Annotated in this window: 17 protein-coding genes; 9 read left to right on the forward strand and 8 right to left on the reverse strand. The window is 67.5% G+C overall.

Going from position 1 to position 14633, the window contains the following annotated elements; genetic code table 11:
- The first annotated feature begins 149 nt into the window (after positions 1 to 149).
- The 9 genes from FBZ88_RS12375 (at position 150) to FBZ88_RS30240 (ending at position 4057) form a co-directional block, all read left to right on the forward strand.
- Positions 150 to 1073 (forward strand): hypothetical protein, encoded by a 924-nt coding sequence (locus FBZ88_RS12375; protein ID WP_145617228.1) that lies wholly within the window; start codon positions 150 to 152, stop codon positions 1071 to 1073.
- Between the two features lie 257 nt (positions 1074 to 1330).
- Entirely contained in the window at positions 1331 to 1468 is a 138-nt protein-coding gene (locus FBZ88_RS30205) for a hypothetical protein (protein WP_157999494.1), read from the forward strand.
- Between the two features lie 36 nt (positions 1469 to 1504).
- Positions 1505 to 1660, forward strand: a complete 156-nt coding sequence (locus FBZ88_RS30210) for a hypothetical protein (RefSeq protein ID WP_186454805.1) — start codon at positions 1505 to 1507, stop codon at positions 1658 to 1660.
- 355 nt (positions 1661 to 2015) lie between these two features.
- Positions 2016 to 2153 (forward strand): hypothetical protein, encoded by a 138-nt coding sequence (locus FBZ88_RS30215; RefSeq protein WP_186464361.1) that lies wholly within the window; start codon positions 2016 to 2018, stop codon positions 2151 to 2153.
- A gap of 64 nt (positions 2154 to 2217) precedes the next feature.
- Entirely contained in the window at positions 2218 to 2361 is a 144-nt protein-coding gene (locus FBZ88_RS30220) for a hypothetical protein (protein WP_186464362.1), read from the forward strand.
- Between the two features lie 439 nt (positions 2362 to 2800).
- A complete protein-coding gene (locus FBZ88_RS30225) occupies positions 2801 to 2938 on the forward strand; it encodes a hypothetical protein (RefSeq protein ID WP_186464363.1) in 138 nt (45 codons plus the stop codon).
- Between the two features lie 79 nt (positions 2939 to 3017).
- The gene (locus FBZ88_RS30230; protein ID WP_186291145.1) at positions 3018 to 3155 is read left to right on the forward strand and encodes a hypothetical protein; all 138 of its coding nucleotides are present in this window, start codon (positions 3018 to 3020) and stop codon (positions 3153 to 3155) included.
- Positions 3156 to 3702: 547 nt separating this feature from the next.
- Entirely contained in the window at positions 3703 to 3840 is a 138-nt protein-coding gene (locus FBZ88_RS30235) for a hypothetical protein (protein WP_186455583.1), read from the forward strand.
- A 79-nt stretch (positions 3841 to 3919) separates the two neighbouring features.
- Entirely contained in the window at positions 3920 to 4057 is a 138-nt protein-coding gene (locus tag FBZ88_RS30240) for a hypothetical protein (protein WP_186291145.1), read from the forward strand.
- Between the two features lie 187 nt (positions 4058 to 4244).
- Here FBZ88_RS30240 and lpxC read toward each other — a convergent pair whose 3' ends face one another.
- The 8 genes from lpxC to murG form a co-directional block, all read right to left on the reverse strand.
- Complete coding sequence (gene lpxC / locus FBZ88_RS12380) at positions 4245 to 5198, reverse strand: UDP-3-O-acyl-N-acetylglucosamine deacetylase (protein ID WP_145617230.1); 954 nt, start codon at positions 5196 to 5198, stop codon at positions 4245 to 4247.
- Positions 5199 to 5695: 497 nt separating this feature from the next.
- On the reverse strand, positions 5696 to 7459 hold the full coding sequence (gene ftsZ / locus FBZ88_RS12385) for a cell division protein FtsZ (protein WP_145617232.1): 1764 nt from the start codon (positions 7457 to 7459) through the stop codon (positions 5696 to 5698).
- Positions 7460 to 7589: 130 nt separating this feature from the next.
- A complete protein-coding gene (ftsA, locus tag FBZ88_RS12390; RefSeq protein ID WP_145611491.1) occupies positions 7590 to 8867 on the reverse strand; it encodes a cell division protein FtsA in 1278 nt (425 codons plus the stop codon).
- Between the two features lie 14 nt (positions 8868 to 8881).
- Positions 8882 to 9844: a cell division protein FtsQ/DivIB gene (locus FBZ88_RS12395; RefSeq protein WP_145617234.1), complete on the reverse strand. Its 963-nt coding sequence runs from the start codon at positions 9842 to 9844 to the stop codon at positions 8882 to 8884.
- Entirely contained in the window at positions 9832 to 10764 is a 933-nt protein-coding gene (locus FBZ88_RS12400; protein WP_088871866.1) for a D-alanine--D-alanine ligase, read from the reverse strand. Before FBZ88_RS12400 ends, FBZ88_RS12395 begins: the two co-directional genes overlap by 13 nt.
- 270 nt (positions 10765 to 11034) lie before the next feature.
- A complete protein-coding gene (murB, locus tag FBZ88_RS12405; protein WP_326485901.1) occupies positions 11035 to 11988 on the reverse strand; it encodes a UDP-N-acetylmuramate dehydrogenase in 954 nt (317 codons plus the stop codon).
- 1 nt (position 11989) lies between these two features.
- Positions 11990 to 13435, reverse strand: coding sequence for a UDP-N-acetylmuramate--L-alanine ligase (murC, locus tag FBZ88_RS12410; RefSeq protein ID WP_145617236.1), 1446 nt, complete (start codon positions 13433 to 13435; stop codon positions 11990 to 11992).
- Positions 13436 to 13541: 106 nt separating this feature from the next.
- Positions 13542 to 14633 carry an undecaprenyldiphospho-muramoylpentapeptide beta-N-acetylglucosaminyltransferase gene (gene murG / locus FBZ88_RS12415; RefSeq protein WP_145617424.1) on the reverse strand — a complete coding sequence of 364 codons (1092 nt, stop codon included), beginning with the start codon at positions 14631 to 14633 and terminating at the stop codon, positions 13542 to 13544.

Here is a 14633-nt window from a genome sequence, read left to right on the forward strand (position 1 = left end):
CGTTCTGAGGTCACCTACACGGGTGTATAGGATGGGGGCTGGCGGGGCATTTTGGCATCGACACCCGACCGCGTTCGGGGGTGGATGTACGGCAGGGCAACCGCTAGATACTTTATTAAGTCGCCTTTCCAGGACACCCTTTCACCACCATGCCCGACAAGACGGCCAAGCTCAGCATCACGGAATTCAACTTCGCGCATCCGGCGTTGTGCCTGCCCAATTCCTTTTTCACGCTCAGCCATGGCGAGCCGGTGCTGCAGATCGACCTGGGCGATGCCCGGGGCGCCATTCCCCTGCGGCAGGTGGCGCAGATGTTTTCCATCTCTCCGGAAAGCGGTGACGGCCAGCTCCTGGGCATGATCGCGCAGAGCCTGCGTTTCGTGCGCATCATCCATAACGGGGATCGCATCCCGTCGGAAATCGTGGACGGAACGGCCTCCTGGACCATCGAGTCCCGCCACCGCGACCTGGCCTTCATCAAGATCGGCGGGTCGCTGCTGAAGGCCATCGCCGGCGCCCGCGCCGACGCCACCGCCGCCTTGGATGAGAGCGAGGAGGCCAAGCGCCGCATGCGCGAACAGGCGGCCGAAATCGCCGCCCTGGTCGGCGTGGCCGCCGAGCGCAAGCAGGAGGTGGTGGACAGGGTGGAGGTGCTGGCCAACGAGTTGGCCTTCCTGGAGGCGCTGCGGGAGTACTTCAAACCGGTGTTCGACATAGGCCGCAAGCTGCGCGAGATGCAGAAGCTGGCACGTGGTGATCGCGAGCTGGACCACCAGCTGCGCCGCATCCAGTCGTTGCTGAAGGTGCCGGTGGAAAAGTATCGCGCCTGGTTCGATGAGGTGGAGGCCGGCACGGGCGAGGCCGTGGCGGCGCTGAAGCAGTTCGAGGGCACTGTCGCCATGCTGCGCCGGCACCGGGACAACCTGCACTTCGAAACCCTGGCCTGGGAGGACCTGCCCCAGCGCTGGAAGACCCTGGATCCGGCGAAGGACGAGGCGATGCTTGAGATCGGCCGCCTCTATCGCTTCCTGGCGTCGCGCTACCTCGATACCAAGGTGTGGTTCGGCGGCTGACGGCGGCTGTCGACAGCGGTCCGCTGTGCGGCGATGGACGGGTCCATCTGTCCGAAAACGGACAGTGGGCGATTCCGGACGCTGAAATGGTAGTCATATTCGCTAAATGTGGCGAATGCGGCCAATTAATGGCGCGACTTGGTCAACGATCCATAAACCCTTAACCAAGAACGACGGAATCCCGCGGCTTCCGGCGGTTGGCACACCCCTTGCTGATAAGGCAGGCATCAACCCACCACGCTCCGATGGAGATCAAGATGTCGTCCTTCAATGCCGCGCCCCGCACCGCTTCCTTCCGTTTCTTCAAGTATCTGCCCAGCACCGAGATGGTCGAGACCGTCGCCATGCTGGCCGTGGCGCTGGTGATCAGCGTCAGCGTGAACACGATGCTTTGATCCAGACACATTGAACGAAGATAGGGATACGCAATCATGAGCACCCGGACCGTCAGCGCCCCGAACAGCAACGTCACCAGCTTCGCCGACCGCCTGAGCGCCGTCTTGCCGCGCGCTGCCGCCGTGGTCGAAACCGCTGGCATGCTGGCCGTCGCCGCCGTCATCGCGCTGTGCATCAACGCCATGCTGTAAACGCCCTCTGGGATACGCGCGCCGCTCCTGTGCGTCATAAAGGGAGCGGCGCTGGCCGGATCGCCGGCACAACCGAAAAGGCCTTCTTCCCTCGCGGGGAAGAGGGCCTTTCGCTTTTTGGGGTCGCTGGTGCGGATCGGAATGAGTGTCCGTAAACGAACAGTGTTCGGAGGTGAACAGGATGGTGTCGTGTATTTTGGCAATAAATTGCAGATGCCGCCATTTAATGACGATGACGTCGTTATTGGTTGATGAGCTCCAGCATAAGTCATTGAAATAAATAGATTCATATGTATTGGCACGCCCCTTGCTCTTATGGGGACATCGCCAAACACCGACCCTGATGGAGATGACAATGACCGCCTACGCCACCGCCAGCCGCACCGCTTCTTTCCGCTTCTTCAAGGGCTTGCCCAGCATTGACGCCATCGAGGCCGTCGCCATGACGGCTGTGGCCCTGCTGATCGCCGCCAGCATCAACGCCATGCTCTAAGCCGGAACCATTCAATCGCTGCCGTCTGACCAGCGGCCGTCCATAAGAAAAGGGGATAGTAATCATGACCACCGTTACCGCCAACCGGCCCGCCACCCGCCGCACCGCCACCGCCGGCCTGATGGCCCGCCTGACCAGCCTGGTCGAGGCTGCCGGCATGCTGACCGTCGCCGGTGCCATGGCCCTGTGCATCAACGCCATGCTGTGACATCGCTGATCGGAACGCGCGTCCCCCTGTGATGGGCGCGCCAGCCGGGGTTCCGGCGCAATCGAAAAGGCCTTCTTTCCAGACGGGAAGAGGGCCTTTCGCTTTTCTCGGCGTTCATCTTGTTGGGCTATATATCGCCTGTTCTTTCCCTCGTCCGCCCGCCTGTTGGTAGGGGCGGCCGGCTTCCATTCGGCCAGCGGCGTGGGTGTCCGGGGGTGGACGGTTGCAGGTGTCCGGAAATGGACAGTGTCCGCCACCGCACAAGATGGAATCACCTATTTAAACACTAAATCGCCTTTACGACCAAATTCTGGTGGTGTGATGGCGCGGCGGTGGTGCGTGAAGGCCCGCACCCCAGGATTTCCGCCATTTTGATGAGTTGGCACGGCCCTTGCTCTTACAGGGACATCACCGACCAACGATCCTGATGGAGAAAGAAATGACCGCCTTCGCCGCTTCCAGCCGCACCGCTTCCTTCCGCTTTTTCAAGGTGTTGCCCGATACCGCCGCCGTCGAGGGCGTGGCCATGATAGCCGTGGCCCTGCTGATCGCCGCCAGCATCAACGCCATGCTGTAAGCCGAACCCAAACCTCACGCGCTTCTCATCAACGACCGTCGCCTGACCAGCGATCATCATTCAGAAGGGGATTAAGATCATGACCACCGTTACCGCTAACCAGACCGCCGCTACCGTCACCACCGGTTTTGCCGCCCGCCTGTCCGCTTTCGTCGAGGCTGCCGGCATGCTGTCCGTCGCCGCCGTCATGGCCCTGTGCATCAACGCCATGCTGTGATGCCTGAGATCATCTGCGCGCCCTGCCGTGATGGGGCGCGCCGGCCGGGGTTCCGGCTTAAACGAAAAGGCCTTCTTCCCCCGTGGGAAGAGGGCCTTTCGCTTTTGGGACATTACGCATCAGGGGCGCCGTAGTGAGCCTCTTCAAAAATCCAGATGCCCCGGTCCTCCTAGCGCCCGGATGGCTTGCCAATGACGCCGGAAGTCCTGAATCCTCGTCTTCTGGGCTGGGCGAATGCGATAGGTGGAGTGGCCCGCGCGGCCTTTGGGATCAAGCAGCTTACCCGTGACAGCGCTCGGCGCCCCGTCTCAAACCGTACGTCAGCGGACAGGTGGGGATGTACGCAAACGGACAGTGTTCACCGCCGCACAGTATAAAATGGCCCATTTCAACACTAAATCGTCATTGCGGCCAAATTCTGGCGGTGTGATGGCGCGGCGGTGGTGCGTGAAGGCCCGTACCCCAGGATTTCCGCCATTTTGATGAGTTGGCACGGCCCTTGCTCTTACAGGGACATCACCGACCAACGATCCTGATGGAGAGAGAAATGACCGCCTTCGCCGCTTCCAGCCGCACCGCTTCCTTCCGCTTTTTCAAGGTGTTGCCCGACATCGCCGTTGTCGAGGGCGTGGCCATGATGGCCGTGGCCCTGCTGATCGCCGCCAGCATCAACGCCATGCTGTAAGCCGAACCCAAACCTCACGCGCTTCTCATCAACGACCATCGCCCGACCGGCGATCATCATTCAGAAGGGGATTAAGATCATGACCACCGTTACCGCTAACCAGACCGCCGCTACCGTCACCACCGGTTTTGCCGCCCGCCTGTCCGCCTTCGTTGAGGCCGCCGGCATGCTGTCCGTCGCCGCCGTCATGGCCCTGTGCATCAACGCCATGCTGTGAGGCGCCAATACTGTCCAGACCCGACGGCCGGGTTTCCCGGCCGGAAACGGAAAAGGCCTTCTTCCCGGATGGGGAAGAAGGCCTTTTCGTTTGAGGCTCAGTGATTGGTGTTTGTTTGGTTTTTGGTGCTTGTTGGCCGGACGGACGGCGGCGTGATTCGTCTATTCGAGTATCAGGTATTCGAGTATCAGGCGGTGGCCAGCAGCGGCTGCTCCCAGGCCGGGACGAAGGCGGCGTCCATTTCCTCGACGATCTCGTAGGCTGAGGCGTCGGCGAACAGGGCGTGCAGCAGCTTGTTGTTCAGCGCGTGGCCGGAGCGGATGCCGGAGTAGTGGCCGACGATGGCGTAGCCCGCCATGTACAGGTCGCCCACGGCGTCCAGGATCTTGTGGCGCACGAATTCGTCATCGAAGCGCAGGCCGCCCTCGTTCAGGACGCGGTCACCGTCGATGACGATGGCGTTGTCCATGGAGCCGCCCCGGGCCAGGCCGGCGCGGCGCAGCATGTCCACCTCCTGCAGGAAGCCGAAGGTGCGGGCCTCGGCCACCTCATCCTTGAAGCTGTCGGCTTCCAGGCGGACGAAGCCTTCCTGACGGCGGACGGCGGCGCTGGCGAAGTCGATCTCGAACGCGAAGCTGGAGCCTGAGGCCGGGGTCAGGGTGGCGACCTTCTCGCCCTCCACCACCGACACGGGGCGCAGCACGCGGATGATACGGCGCGCGGCCTCCTGCTGGATGATGCCCGCGCACTCGATGAGGAAGACGAAGGGGGCGGCGCTGCCGTCCATGATGGGAACCTCGGCCCCGTCCAGGTCGATGAACAGGTTGTCGATGCCGCAGCCGCGCAGGGCCGACATGACATGCTCAACCGTGCCCACCGTGGCGCCGGTGGCGTTGGCGACCACCGTGCACAGGCGGGTGTCCACCACCGCGTCCCAACGGGCCGGCACGGCCGCCTGGGCTTCGGTGGCACCACCGCGCAACAGGTCCACCCGACGGAAGACGATGCCGGTGTTCACCGGCGCCGGGCGCATCGTCATGGCAACGGGCAGGCCGGAATGCAGACCGACACCGGTGCAGTTGATGGGGGCCTTCAGCGTCTGCTGGCGGGCGGCGGTGGTGGGTTCACGATCGGCGTACACGGTTCCAACTTCCTTATTCGGCCGTGATACGGTCGGGCCGGGGCCTTTCCTGCATCACGTGCGCCCCAGGGTTATATCCACCGGGGACTTTGCGTTCGGACGGGGGGAGGCTGGCGGGGCGGTCCAACCGTGACCACCTCAATCGCGATGTGCGTGCCTTGCCTTCCACGTCCGGCGACCGGTCCGGCTTGCGGTCGAATGATCGACCCCGCCGCCTTGCCGCCTTGGGCTGTGACGCTGGCCCCGGTGTTTAACCGCGTGTTGCGGTGCATCCAAAGCCGAACGTCACGCTGCCTAAGTAACAATGGATGCGCCAGGCTTCAAATCACTCTTTGTTACCGAATGTTACGTGAGGGCATGCGTATCTATTTGAGCACAAATGCAATTTTGCCTTCTTTCTGCCGCAAATGAAAAGGGCCGCTTTCCTGCGGGAAGCGGCCCTTCACATGATGCAATGCAGTGACGCCAGTCACACGCGTGACGGCAATTCGATACCGTCAGTTTGCCTGGCGGCGCAGGAACGCCGGGATGTCCAGCGAGCTGTCTTCACCCGGGGCGCGGCCCAGGCCGGGTTCCTGATGCACGGCCGGCTGCTGGCGGGGGGCCGCCTGCGGGGCCGGGGCGTGCTGCTGCGCCGGCTGCGGGTGCTGGACCTGCGGCGCGTGCTGCTGCGGGGCGTAGTGCGCAGCGGGGGCGTGCTGCCGCGGCGCCGGCTGCGGGTGCTGGACCTGCGGAGCCGGGGCTGGCTCATCGCCGCCGAAACCGAACATGCGCTGGAAGATGCCCTTCTTGCGCGGCTCCGCCTGTGGCGGGGTGTAGCGGTCCGGGTTGGGCGCGCCCAGACGCGGGCCGGCGTCGGCAGGGCGCGGCGGGATGAAGCCGGCACCGCTGCGCTCACCCCGCAGGGCGCCGGGGGCAGGGGCGCGTATCGGCACCTCCGTCCGCGGGGCCGGCTGCTCGGCCACCGGCTCCGGCGCCGCCTCGGCAGCCGGAGCCGCCACCGGGGCGGGGGACGGCTCGACCGCCGGGGTGAAGGGCGCCGGGGTGGGAACGGCCATCTGCGGCGCGGGTTGCGCCACCTGCGGCGCCGCCATGGGGGCCGGGACCGCCGGGGCGGCAGCCGTCGGCGCCACCGGCGCGGGGGTCAGGGCGGCGTGGTAGCTGGCGCCAGCCGGGCGGACGGGCGTGCTGACCGAGGGCGTGGCCGCCGGGGCGGGCGCACGGCGCACGGCGTTGGTGCTGACCACCGACAGCTGCGGGGCGGCCGCCTGCTGGCGCGGCTGCTGGCCGGCCAGGGTCTCGATGCCCGTCGCCACCACGGAGACGCGCATCTTGCCGTCCAGCTGGGCGTCGAAGGTGGAGCCGAAGATGATGTTGGCGTCGGGGTCGACCTCGTCGCGGATGCGGTTGGCCGCCTCGTCCACCTCGAACAGGGTCATGTCATAGCCGCCGGTGATGTTGATCAGGACGCCGCGGGCGCCCTTCATCGACACATCGTCCAGCAGCGGGTTGCTGATGGCGGCCTCGGCGGCCTCCACGGCCCGGCGCTCGCCGGTGGCCTCGCCCGTGCCCATCATGGCCTTGCCCATCTCCGTCATCACGGTGCGGATGTCGGCGAAGTCCAGGTTGATCAGGCCAGGCATGACCATCAGGTCGGTCACGCCGCGCACACCGGAGTGCAGCACGTCGTCGGCCATTTTGAAGGCGTCGGCGAACGTGGTCTTCTCATTCGCCACCCGGAACAGGTTCTGGTTGGGAATGATGATCAGCGTATCGACATAGCCGGCCAGCTCGTTGATGCCCTGCTCCGCGATGCGCATGCGGTGCGCGCCTTCGAAATGGAAGGGCTTGGTCACCACGCCCACGGTCAGGATGCCCTGTTCCCGCGCGGCGCGCGCGATCACCGGGGCGGCACCCGTGCCCGTGCCACCGCCCATGCCGGCGGTGATGAAGCACATGTTGGTGCCTTCCAGGTAGGAGAGGATCTCCTCCAGCTGTTCCTCGGCGGCGGCGCGGCCCACGTCGGGGCGCGAACCGGCGCCCAGGCCACGGGTGATGGTGCTGCCCAGCTGCAGGCGCTTGGTGGCCTCGCTGCCGGTCAACGCCTGCGCGTCGGTGTTGGCGACCACAAACTCCACCCCTTCCAGGTTGGAGCGGATCATGTTGTTGACGGCGTTGCCGCCGGCGCCGCCGACACCGAACACGGTGATGCGCGGGCGGGTCAGCACTTCCACCGGCGGAATGGTGACTTTGATGGTCATGGCGTTGTCCCCTCTGCGGAGCGTCCGGAATACGGTGCGGTTAGGTCTTGGGTCGGGTTCGTCGGTCTTCGGCCGGGACATCGCGTTCGCAATGGCGGGGGCCTGAATCTTTTGAGGGCGGTTGCCGGGGTCATAAATTGTCCCTCAGCCAGTTGCCCATGCGGCCCAGCCAGCCGCCGCCGCTGGGCTCCATCAGGGGCGCCAGGGCCGGGGCCTCGGCATGTTGCTGGACGGCGTAGGCCAGCAGGCCCGCGGCGGCAGAGAAGGCGGGACCGCCCACGGATTCCGCCAGACCGCCGATGCGCAAGGGGCGGCCGAGGCGCACCTGCTTGTCCAGCACCTGCTGGGCCAGCTCGCGCATGCCGGGCAGCTGGCTGGCGCCACCGGTCAAGACGACGCGCCGGCCGGCCAGCTTGGCGAAGCCCGAGGCGTCCAGGCGGCCGCGCACGAACTCGAACACCTCTTCCAGCCGGGGCTGGATGATGCCGACCAGCAGGGACTTCGGCACATGGTGGGCCTGGGCCCGGTCCTCCTCCCCGATCTGCGGCACGTCGATGATCTCGCGCTCGTCCGATGGGGCGGGCAGGGCGCTGCCGTACAGGGTCTTCAACCGCTCGGCATGGGCCAGCGGCGTGGTCAGGCCGCGGGCGATGTCGCTGGTGACGTGGCTGCCGCCGATGGGCACGCTGTCGGTCCACACCATCTTGCCGTCGAAGAAGACGGAGATGCTGGTGGTGCCACCGCCCATGTCGATCAGGGTGACGCCCAGGTCCATCTCATCCTCGACCAGGCAGGACAGGCCCGCGGCGAAGGGGGACATGACGAAGCCTTCCACGCCCAGGTGGCAGCGGCCAACGCAGGAATTCAGGTTGCGCACCGGGCCGGCGGCGGCCGTCACCACATGCAGGCGCACGCCCAGCCGCTCCCCCACCATGCCGCGCGGGTCGCGGATGCCGCTGGATCCGTCCACCGTATAGCCCACGGGGATGGAATGGATCAGCTCCGCATCCGCCGAGACGTTCAGGTTGCGGGCATGGGCCAGGGCGCGGCGCAGGTCGTGGTCGGTGATCTCGGAACCGGAGATGCCCGTCTCTACGGTCAAGGTCTGGCTTTCCGGCTGCCCGCCGGACAGGCCCACCAGCACCTCGCGGATCTGCTCGCCGGCCATGGTCTCGGCCGCGTGCACGGCCGTGCCGATGGCGGTCTCCGCCGCCTCCATGTCCACGATGGCGCCAGCGCGCACGCCGCGTGACACTTGGTGGCCGATGCCGACCACACGGATGGAGCCGGGCTCCTCCACCCGGGCGATGAAACACACGACCTTGCTGCTGCCCACGTCGAGGGCGGCGATGGTGCCGCCGCGCGCCACGCGCTTGGGCTTGGACCGGCCGGTTACGGTGAATGCCATGGTCTGGTCCGCCCTCAGTTCTTCTTTGCCGCGGCCTGGGCCGCCGCCTGGCGCTTCTTGTCCGCGGCCTTCGCCGCCGCCTTGGCCGCGATCGCGGCGGGCGAGGATTGGACAACAAGCCGGTCCGGCACACGCAGGTCGATGGCGACGACGTCGCGCTCCAAAATCTTGTCCGACGCCTCAAGCGCGGCCAGCTGGTGCACGGCCGCCTCGAAATTCACTTCCGGCAGCCGCACTTCCAGGCCGCCCTTCAGGTGCAGATCCCAACGGCGGGCGCCCACCAGCACGGCGGCGTCGACGCGTGACTGGATGGTGGGCTCTGACGCCAGCGCCGCCAGCAGGGCGCGGCCCTGCTTGGGCGCGCCCTCGCCCACCAGGATGGGCAGGTTGGGGAAGTGGTCCAGGTTATGGTCGGTCAGCACCGTGCCCTCGGCATCCACCAGGGCCAGCTTCTGCTCGTGCTGCCAGATGGCCATGGGCTGGCGTTCCGTCAGCACGACGAACAGGGTGTCGGGCAGGCGCCGCTCGATGCGGGCGCTGGCGATCCAGGGGATCTGCTCCAGCTGCTTGCGAGCCGCGTGCGGGTCGAAGCCCAGGATGGGCGACCCGCGCTCCACCCCCAGGGCGGCCAGCACCTGGGCGCCGTCGGTTTCCTTGCGGCCCTTGACCAGCACCTCCTGCACGCGCAGGCCGCCGCGCGCGGTCACGTCCAGGAAGGCGGAATCCACCGCGTTGCCGGCCGCGGCCAGCTTGCCGCTGGCCCAGCCCCAAAGCACAAGGCCGCCGACCAGGGCCAGCGGCACGATGACGGTGGCCCGGCGGCCCAGGAACTGCTGCCAGCGCGGCACGGCGCGGCGGCGGTTGGCGGCCTGGGCGGCCTTCTGCGTCGTCCGCCGCGTCTCATAAGCGATGCGGCTGCGCGGGCTGTCGCCCTCGGGGAACAAGCCGGGGCTGGAGGGATGGGTCACCCGTGGCATGCCGCGTGCTCCACAATCCAGCCGCACAGGTCGGCGTAGCTGAGGCCAACGTAGGCCGCTTGTTCCGGCAGCAGCGACAGGGGCGTGAAGCCCGGCTGGGTGTTGGTCTCCAGGAAGCACAGCCCGGTGACGCCGGGCTTGCCATCGTCCCAGCGGAAGTCGCTGCGGCTGACGCCGCTGCAGCCCAGGGTCTGGTGGGCCAGCAGGGCCAGGCGCTTGGCTTCTTCCGCCACCTCTGCCGGGATCTGGGCCGGGCAGACGTGGACGGCGTGGCCCTCGGTGTATTTGGCCGTATAGTCGAAGAACTCGGTGCTGGCCACGATCTCGGTCACGGTCAAGGCGCGGTCGCCCACCACGCCCACGGTCAGCTCGCGGCCGGGGATGAACTTCTCCACCATGACGGTGTCGCCATAGACCCAGTGCTCCGCCTCGATGGCGGGGCCGTTGTGGCCGGCGCGCACGATGCGCACGCCGACGCTGGAGCCCTCGTCCACCGGCTTGATGACGTAGGGCGGTTCCATGACATGACCGGCCAGCACCGCCTCGCGGGTGGCGATGACGTCCTGGGCGATGGGCATGCCCACCGTGCCCAGCACGCGCTTGGTCATGGCCTTGTCCATGGCGACGGCGGAGGCCATGACGCCGGAATGGGTGTAGGGCACGCCCAGATATTCCAGCACGCCCTGGATCATGCCGTCCTCGCCGCCCCGGCCGTGCAGGGCGTTGAAAATCACGTCGGGCTTGGGCGTCAGCGCGGCCAGCAGGCCGGCCAGGTCGCGCTGCACATCCACGGCGCGTACGACATAACCCTTGGATTCCAAGGCGGTGACGATGGACGCGCCACTGACAAGCGACACCTCGCGCTCGGCAGACCACCCGCCCATCAGGACGGTGACATGCTTAGGCTGGTGACCACTCATCAAACGGCTCCCTATCGGCTGAGGCGGTTCAGCCAGGCGACACAATCCCTAGAGGATAGCCCACCTTTGCAGAACCGCTGGGAAACGCAACATTTTGTGAGTTTTTTGGCGCCTCTTTTTGAAAACCGCTAGCTATAGCGTTGAAATGTCCAGGCCGGTGCAACCGGGGTATAACTACCCGTAGTCCTTCCCTATGTCCTCCGGACGGGTCGAAAATCGACTCGGCCTTTAGCGATTGCCGCACCCGCTCAGGACTGATTCGCGGGCGGCTCAACCCTGGTCCAAGGGCACCCCGATGCGGCGTATTTCCCAGCGCAGGGTGATGCCCGACGTCTCCAGAACGCGGCGCCGCACTTCCTCGCCCAGGGCCTCGATATCGGCCGCGGTGGCGTCGCCCAGGTTCAGCATGAAATTGGCGTGCTTTTCCGACATCTGGGCGCCGCCGACCACCAGGCCGCGGCAGCCGGCCTTGTCCACCAGGGCCCAGGCCTTCTCGCCCGGCGGATTGGCGAAGGTGGAGCCGCCGGTGCGGGCGCGCACGGGTTGGCTGGCGGCCCGGGCGGCCGCGATCTCGTCCATGCGGGCCTGGATGGTGGCCTTGTCGCCAGCCGTTCCGCGCAGAGTGGCGGCGGCGAAGATCACGTCCTCGGGCACGCCGCAGTGGCGGTAGGTCAGGTGCAGGTCGTCGCGGCTGTAGACACGGCGGCGGCCCTGGCGGTCGATGCCCACCGCCGTCTCGATCACGTCCACCGTCTCGCCGCCATAGGCGCCGCCGTTCATGCGGATGGCGCCGCCGATGGTGCCCGGGATGCCGGACAGGAACTCCAGCCCCGACAGGCCGGCCGCTTGCGCCGTCTGCGCCACGGTCAGGTCCAGGGCGCCGGCGCCGGCGTGGACCCGACCACCGTCGACGGAGACCTGGGCGAAGCTGCCGCCCAGGCGGATGACCACGCCGCGCACGCCGCCGTCGCGAACCAGCAGGTTGCTGGCGACACCGATGACGGTGACCGGCACGTCGGCCGGGCAGCCGGCCAGGAATTGGGCCAGGTCGTCCTCGTCCGCCGGGCGGAACAGCACGTCGGCCGGGCCGCCCACGCGGAACCAAGTCAGGGGGCCCAGCGGGGCGTCGGGCGTCAGGCGGCCGCGCACGGACGGCAGGCGGCGCAGCAGGGCGGTGCCCCGGCTGATTTCCCCCTCGTCCGTCATGCGCCGTTCCGCCATCATGTCAGCCCTGGCTCCCCCCGTTGCGTGAACCGGGGATCGCGGTGCCGAACAGGCGGTCCAACTCCGCCGGCAGGGCGTTGGCCCAGGTGGTGATGCTGCCGGCGCCCAGGCAAACAACCAGATCGCCCGGCCGCGCCATGTCGCGGATCATGGACGGCAGCGCCTCGGGCGAGGGCAGGGGCAGGGCGTGGCGGTGGCCGTGGGTGCGCAGGCCATCGACCAGCGCTTCCTTGGCGACGCCGGGGATGGGCGTCTCGCCGGCGGCATAGACGTCGGCGACGATGACGGCGTCGGCGTCGTTGAAGCAGGTGCAGAATTCCTCGAACAGGCTCTGCAGCCGGGTGTAGCGGTGGGGCTGGACCACGGCGATGGTGCGGCCATTGCCGGCGGTGCGCGCGGCACTCAGCACCGCCGCGATCTCCACCGGGTGATGGCCGTAATCGTCGATGACGACGATGCCGTTGCTCTCGCCTGTCTTGGTGAAGCGACGCTTCACGCCGCTGAACTTGGCCAGGCTCTGGCGGATGCTGTCGTCGTTGATGCCCATATTCAGGGCGACGGCGATGGCGGCCAGCGAGTTCTGGACGTTATGCAGGCCATACATGGGCAGGTGCAGGCCGGTGATGGTCCGCTCCTCCCCCGCCACGCGGTCGGAAACGACGACGTCATAGAAGGCGCCCTGTACCGTGGTCTGCAGGTTGGTGGCGCGCAGGTCGGCCTGGGGATTGAAGCCGTAGGTGACGATGCGGCGGTCCACCCGGCTGATCAGGGCCTGCACCTCGGGATGGTCGATGCACAGCGCCGCGAAGCCGTAGAACGGGATGTTCTGCACGAACTGGTCGAAGGCCTCACGGGCCTTGTCGAAGGTGCCGTAGAAATCCAGGTGCTCGGGATCGATGTTGGTGACGACGGCGATGGTGGACGGCAGCTTGGTGAAGGTGCCGTCGCTCTCATCCGCCTCGACCACCATCCAGTCGCCGGAGCCCAGCTTGGCGTTGGTGCCGAGCGCGTTGATGATGCCGCCGTTGATGATGGTGGGGTCGAAGCCGGCGCCGTCCAGCAGGGCCGACACCAGCGAGGTGGTGGTGGTTTTCCCATGCGTGCCGGCGATGGCCACCGACCACTTCAGGCGCATCAGTTCCGCCAGCATCTCGGCGCGCCGCACCACGGGGATCAGGGCCGCGCGGGCGGCCATGACCTCGGGGTTGTCACGCTTCACGGCGGAGGAGATGCAGACGACGGCGGCGTCGCCCAAATTCTCCGCCCGCTGGCCGATGGACACGGGAATGCCCAGGTCGCGCAGGCGCTTGACGTTGTAATTGTCGGCCAGGTCGCTGCCCTGGACCGAATAGCCCAGATTGTGCAGCACTTCGGCGATGCCGGACATGCCGATGCCGCCGATGCCCACGAAATGAATGGTGCCGATGGACAGGGGCATCGCCCTCATTGGCCGTCTCCGCTGCGATAGGGGGAATGCGCGCGGGTCCAGCCCGCGGCGGCGGGACCATAGGCGAAGGGCAGCACCCTGGGGAAGCCTGTCTTACGAGGGGTGCTCATGCGGCGACCCTCCCGCCCCGGGCGACGTTCAGCACCGCGTCGGCCAGGCGCTCGGCCGCGTCCGGAATGGCGAAGGAGCGGGAACCGGCGGCCGCCAGCACCAGCGGCGCCGGGTCGTCCAGGAAGGCGGCCAGGCGCTGGGCCAGGGCCTCGGCCGTGAATTGGGCGTGCGGCATCAGCCAGGCGCCGCCGGCCTCGACCAGGGCCTTGGCGTTGGCGGTCTGGTGGTCGTCCATGGCCTGGGGGTAGGGCACCAGGATGGCGGGACGGCCAGCGACGGCCAATTCCGCCACCGTTCCGGCACCGGAACGACAAACGGCCAGGTGGCAGGCATCCAGCCGGCCGGCCATATCGCGGAAGAAGGGGGCCAACTCCACGTCAACGCCCAGGCCGGCGTACCCCTCCCGCGCCTGCTCCATGGTCTCCGGCCGGGCCTGCTGCTTGATGCTCAGGCGCAGGCGATGCTCCGGTGACAGGCGGGCGACGGCGGCGGGCAGGATGGTGCTGAAGACGGAGGCGCCCTGGCTGCCCCCCGTCACCAGGACGGACAGGGTGCTGGTGGGAGGCGTGTAGGGCCGGCTGGCCAGGTCCAGGATGGCCGGGCGCACGGGGTTGCCGGTGCGCACGCTGGCCACGTGGCGGGGCAGGCCGCTGACCTGGGGGAAGGAGGTGGCGATCAGCCGCGCGCCGCCGGCCAGCATCTTGTTGGCCCGGCCCATCACGGCGTTCTGCTCATGCAGCACCACGGGGATGCCCAGGCGCTGGGCCGCGAACACGGTGGGGACGGAGGGGTAGCCGCCGAAGCCCACCACAGCGGCCGGCTTCAGATCCTTCAGAATACGGCGGGCCTGCATCGTGCCGGCCAGCAGGGACAGGGCGGTGCGCGCCTTGGACACCAGTCCCCGGCCGGGCGTGCCGGCGCTGACCCGGTGCACCGGGATGTCGGACAGTCCCTCGCCGAAGGCATGGCCGCGCGTGTCGGTCACCAGCACGACGGGCAGGCCCCGGGCGCGCAGGGTGCGGGCCAGCGCTTCCGCCGGAAACAGGTGGCCGCCGGTGCCGCCGGCCGCCAGGACGATCGGGCCCAT

Source organism: Nitrospirillum bahiense (genome assembly GCF_007828025.1).
GTDB lineage: Bacteria > Pseudomonadota > Alphaproteobacteria > Azospirillales > Azospirillaceae > Nitrospirillum > Nitrospirillum amazonense.

Excerpts from the sequence above, each read along its gene's own strand:
- ftsA (WP_145611491.1), bottom strand. The coding sequence starts at position 8,867 with ATGGCATTCACCGTAACCGGCCGGTCCAAGCCCAAGCGCGTGGCGCGC.
- ftsZ (WP_145617232.1), bottom strand. The coding sequence starts at position 7,459 with ATGACCATCAAAGTCACCATTCCGCCGGTGGAAGTGCTGACCCGCCCG.
- FBZ88_RS30235 (WP_186455583.1), top strand. The coding sequence starts at position 3,703 with ATGACCGCCTTCGCCGCTTCCAGCCGCACCGCTTCCTTCCGCTTTTTC.
- FBZ88_RS30240 (WP_186291145.1), top strand. The coding sequence starts at position 3,920 with ATGACCACCGTTACCGCTAACCAGACCGCCGCTACCGTCACCACCGGT.
- murG (WP_145617424.1), bottom strand. The coding sequence starts at position 14,633 with ATGGGCCCGATCGTCCTGGCGGCCGGCGGCACCGGCGGCCACCTGTTT.
- FBZ88_RS12375 (WP_145617228.1), top strand. The coding sequence starts at position 150 with ATGCCCGACAAGACGGCCAAGCTCAGCATCACGGAATTCAACTTCGCG.
- FBZ88_RS12395 (WP_145617234.1), bottom strand. The coding sequence starts at position 9,844 with ATGCCACGGGTGACCCATCCCTCCAGCCCCGGCTTGTTCCCCGAGGGC.
- murB (WP_326485901.1), bottom strand. The coding sequence starts at position 11,988 with ATGATGGCGGAACGGCGCATGACGGACGAGGGGGAAATCAGCCGGGGC.
- FBZ88_RS30230 (WP_186291145.1), top strand. The coding sequence starts at position 3,018 with ATGACCACCGTTACCGCTAACCAGACCGCCGCTACCGTCACCACCGGT.
- FBZ88_RS30210 (WP_186454805.1), top strand. The coding sequence starts at position 1,505 with ATGAGCACCCGGACCGTCAGCGCCCCGAACAGCAACGTCACCAGCTTC.
- FBZ88_RS30215 (WP_186464361.1), top strand. The coding sequence starts at position 2,016 with ATGACCGCCTACGCCACCGCCAGCCGCACCGCTTCTTTCCGCTTCTTC.
- FBZ88_RS30225 (WP_186464363.1), top strand. The coding sequence starts at position 2,801 with ATGACCGCCTTCGCCGCTTCCAGCCGCACCGCTTCCTTCCGCTTTTTC.
- FBZ88_RS30220 (WP_186464362.1), top strand. The coding sequence starts at position 2,218 with ATGACCACCGTTACCGCCAACCGGCCCGCCACCCGCCGCACCGCCACC.
- FBZ88_RS12400 (WP_088871866.1), bottom strand. The coding sequence starts at position 10,764 with ATGAGTGGTCACCAGCCTAAGCATGTCACCGTCCTGATGGGCGGGTGG.
- FBZ88_RS30205 (WP_157999494.1), top strand. The coding sequence starts at position 1,331 with ATGTCGTCCTTCAATGCCGCGCCCCGCACCGCTTCCTTCCGTTTCTTC.
- murC (WP_145617236.1), bottom strand. The coding sequence starts at position 13,435 with ATGAGGGCGATGCCCCTGTCCATCGGCACCATTCATTTCGTGGGCATC.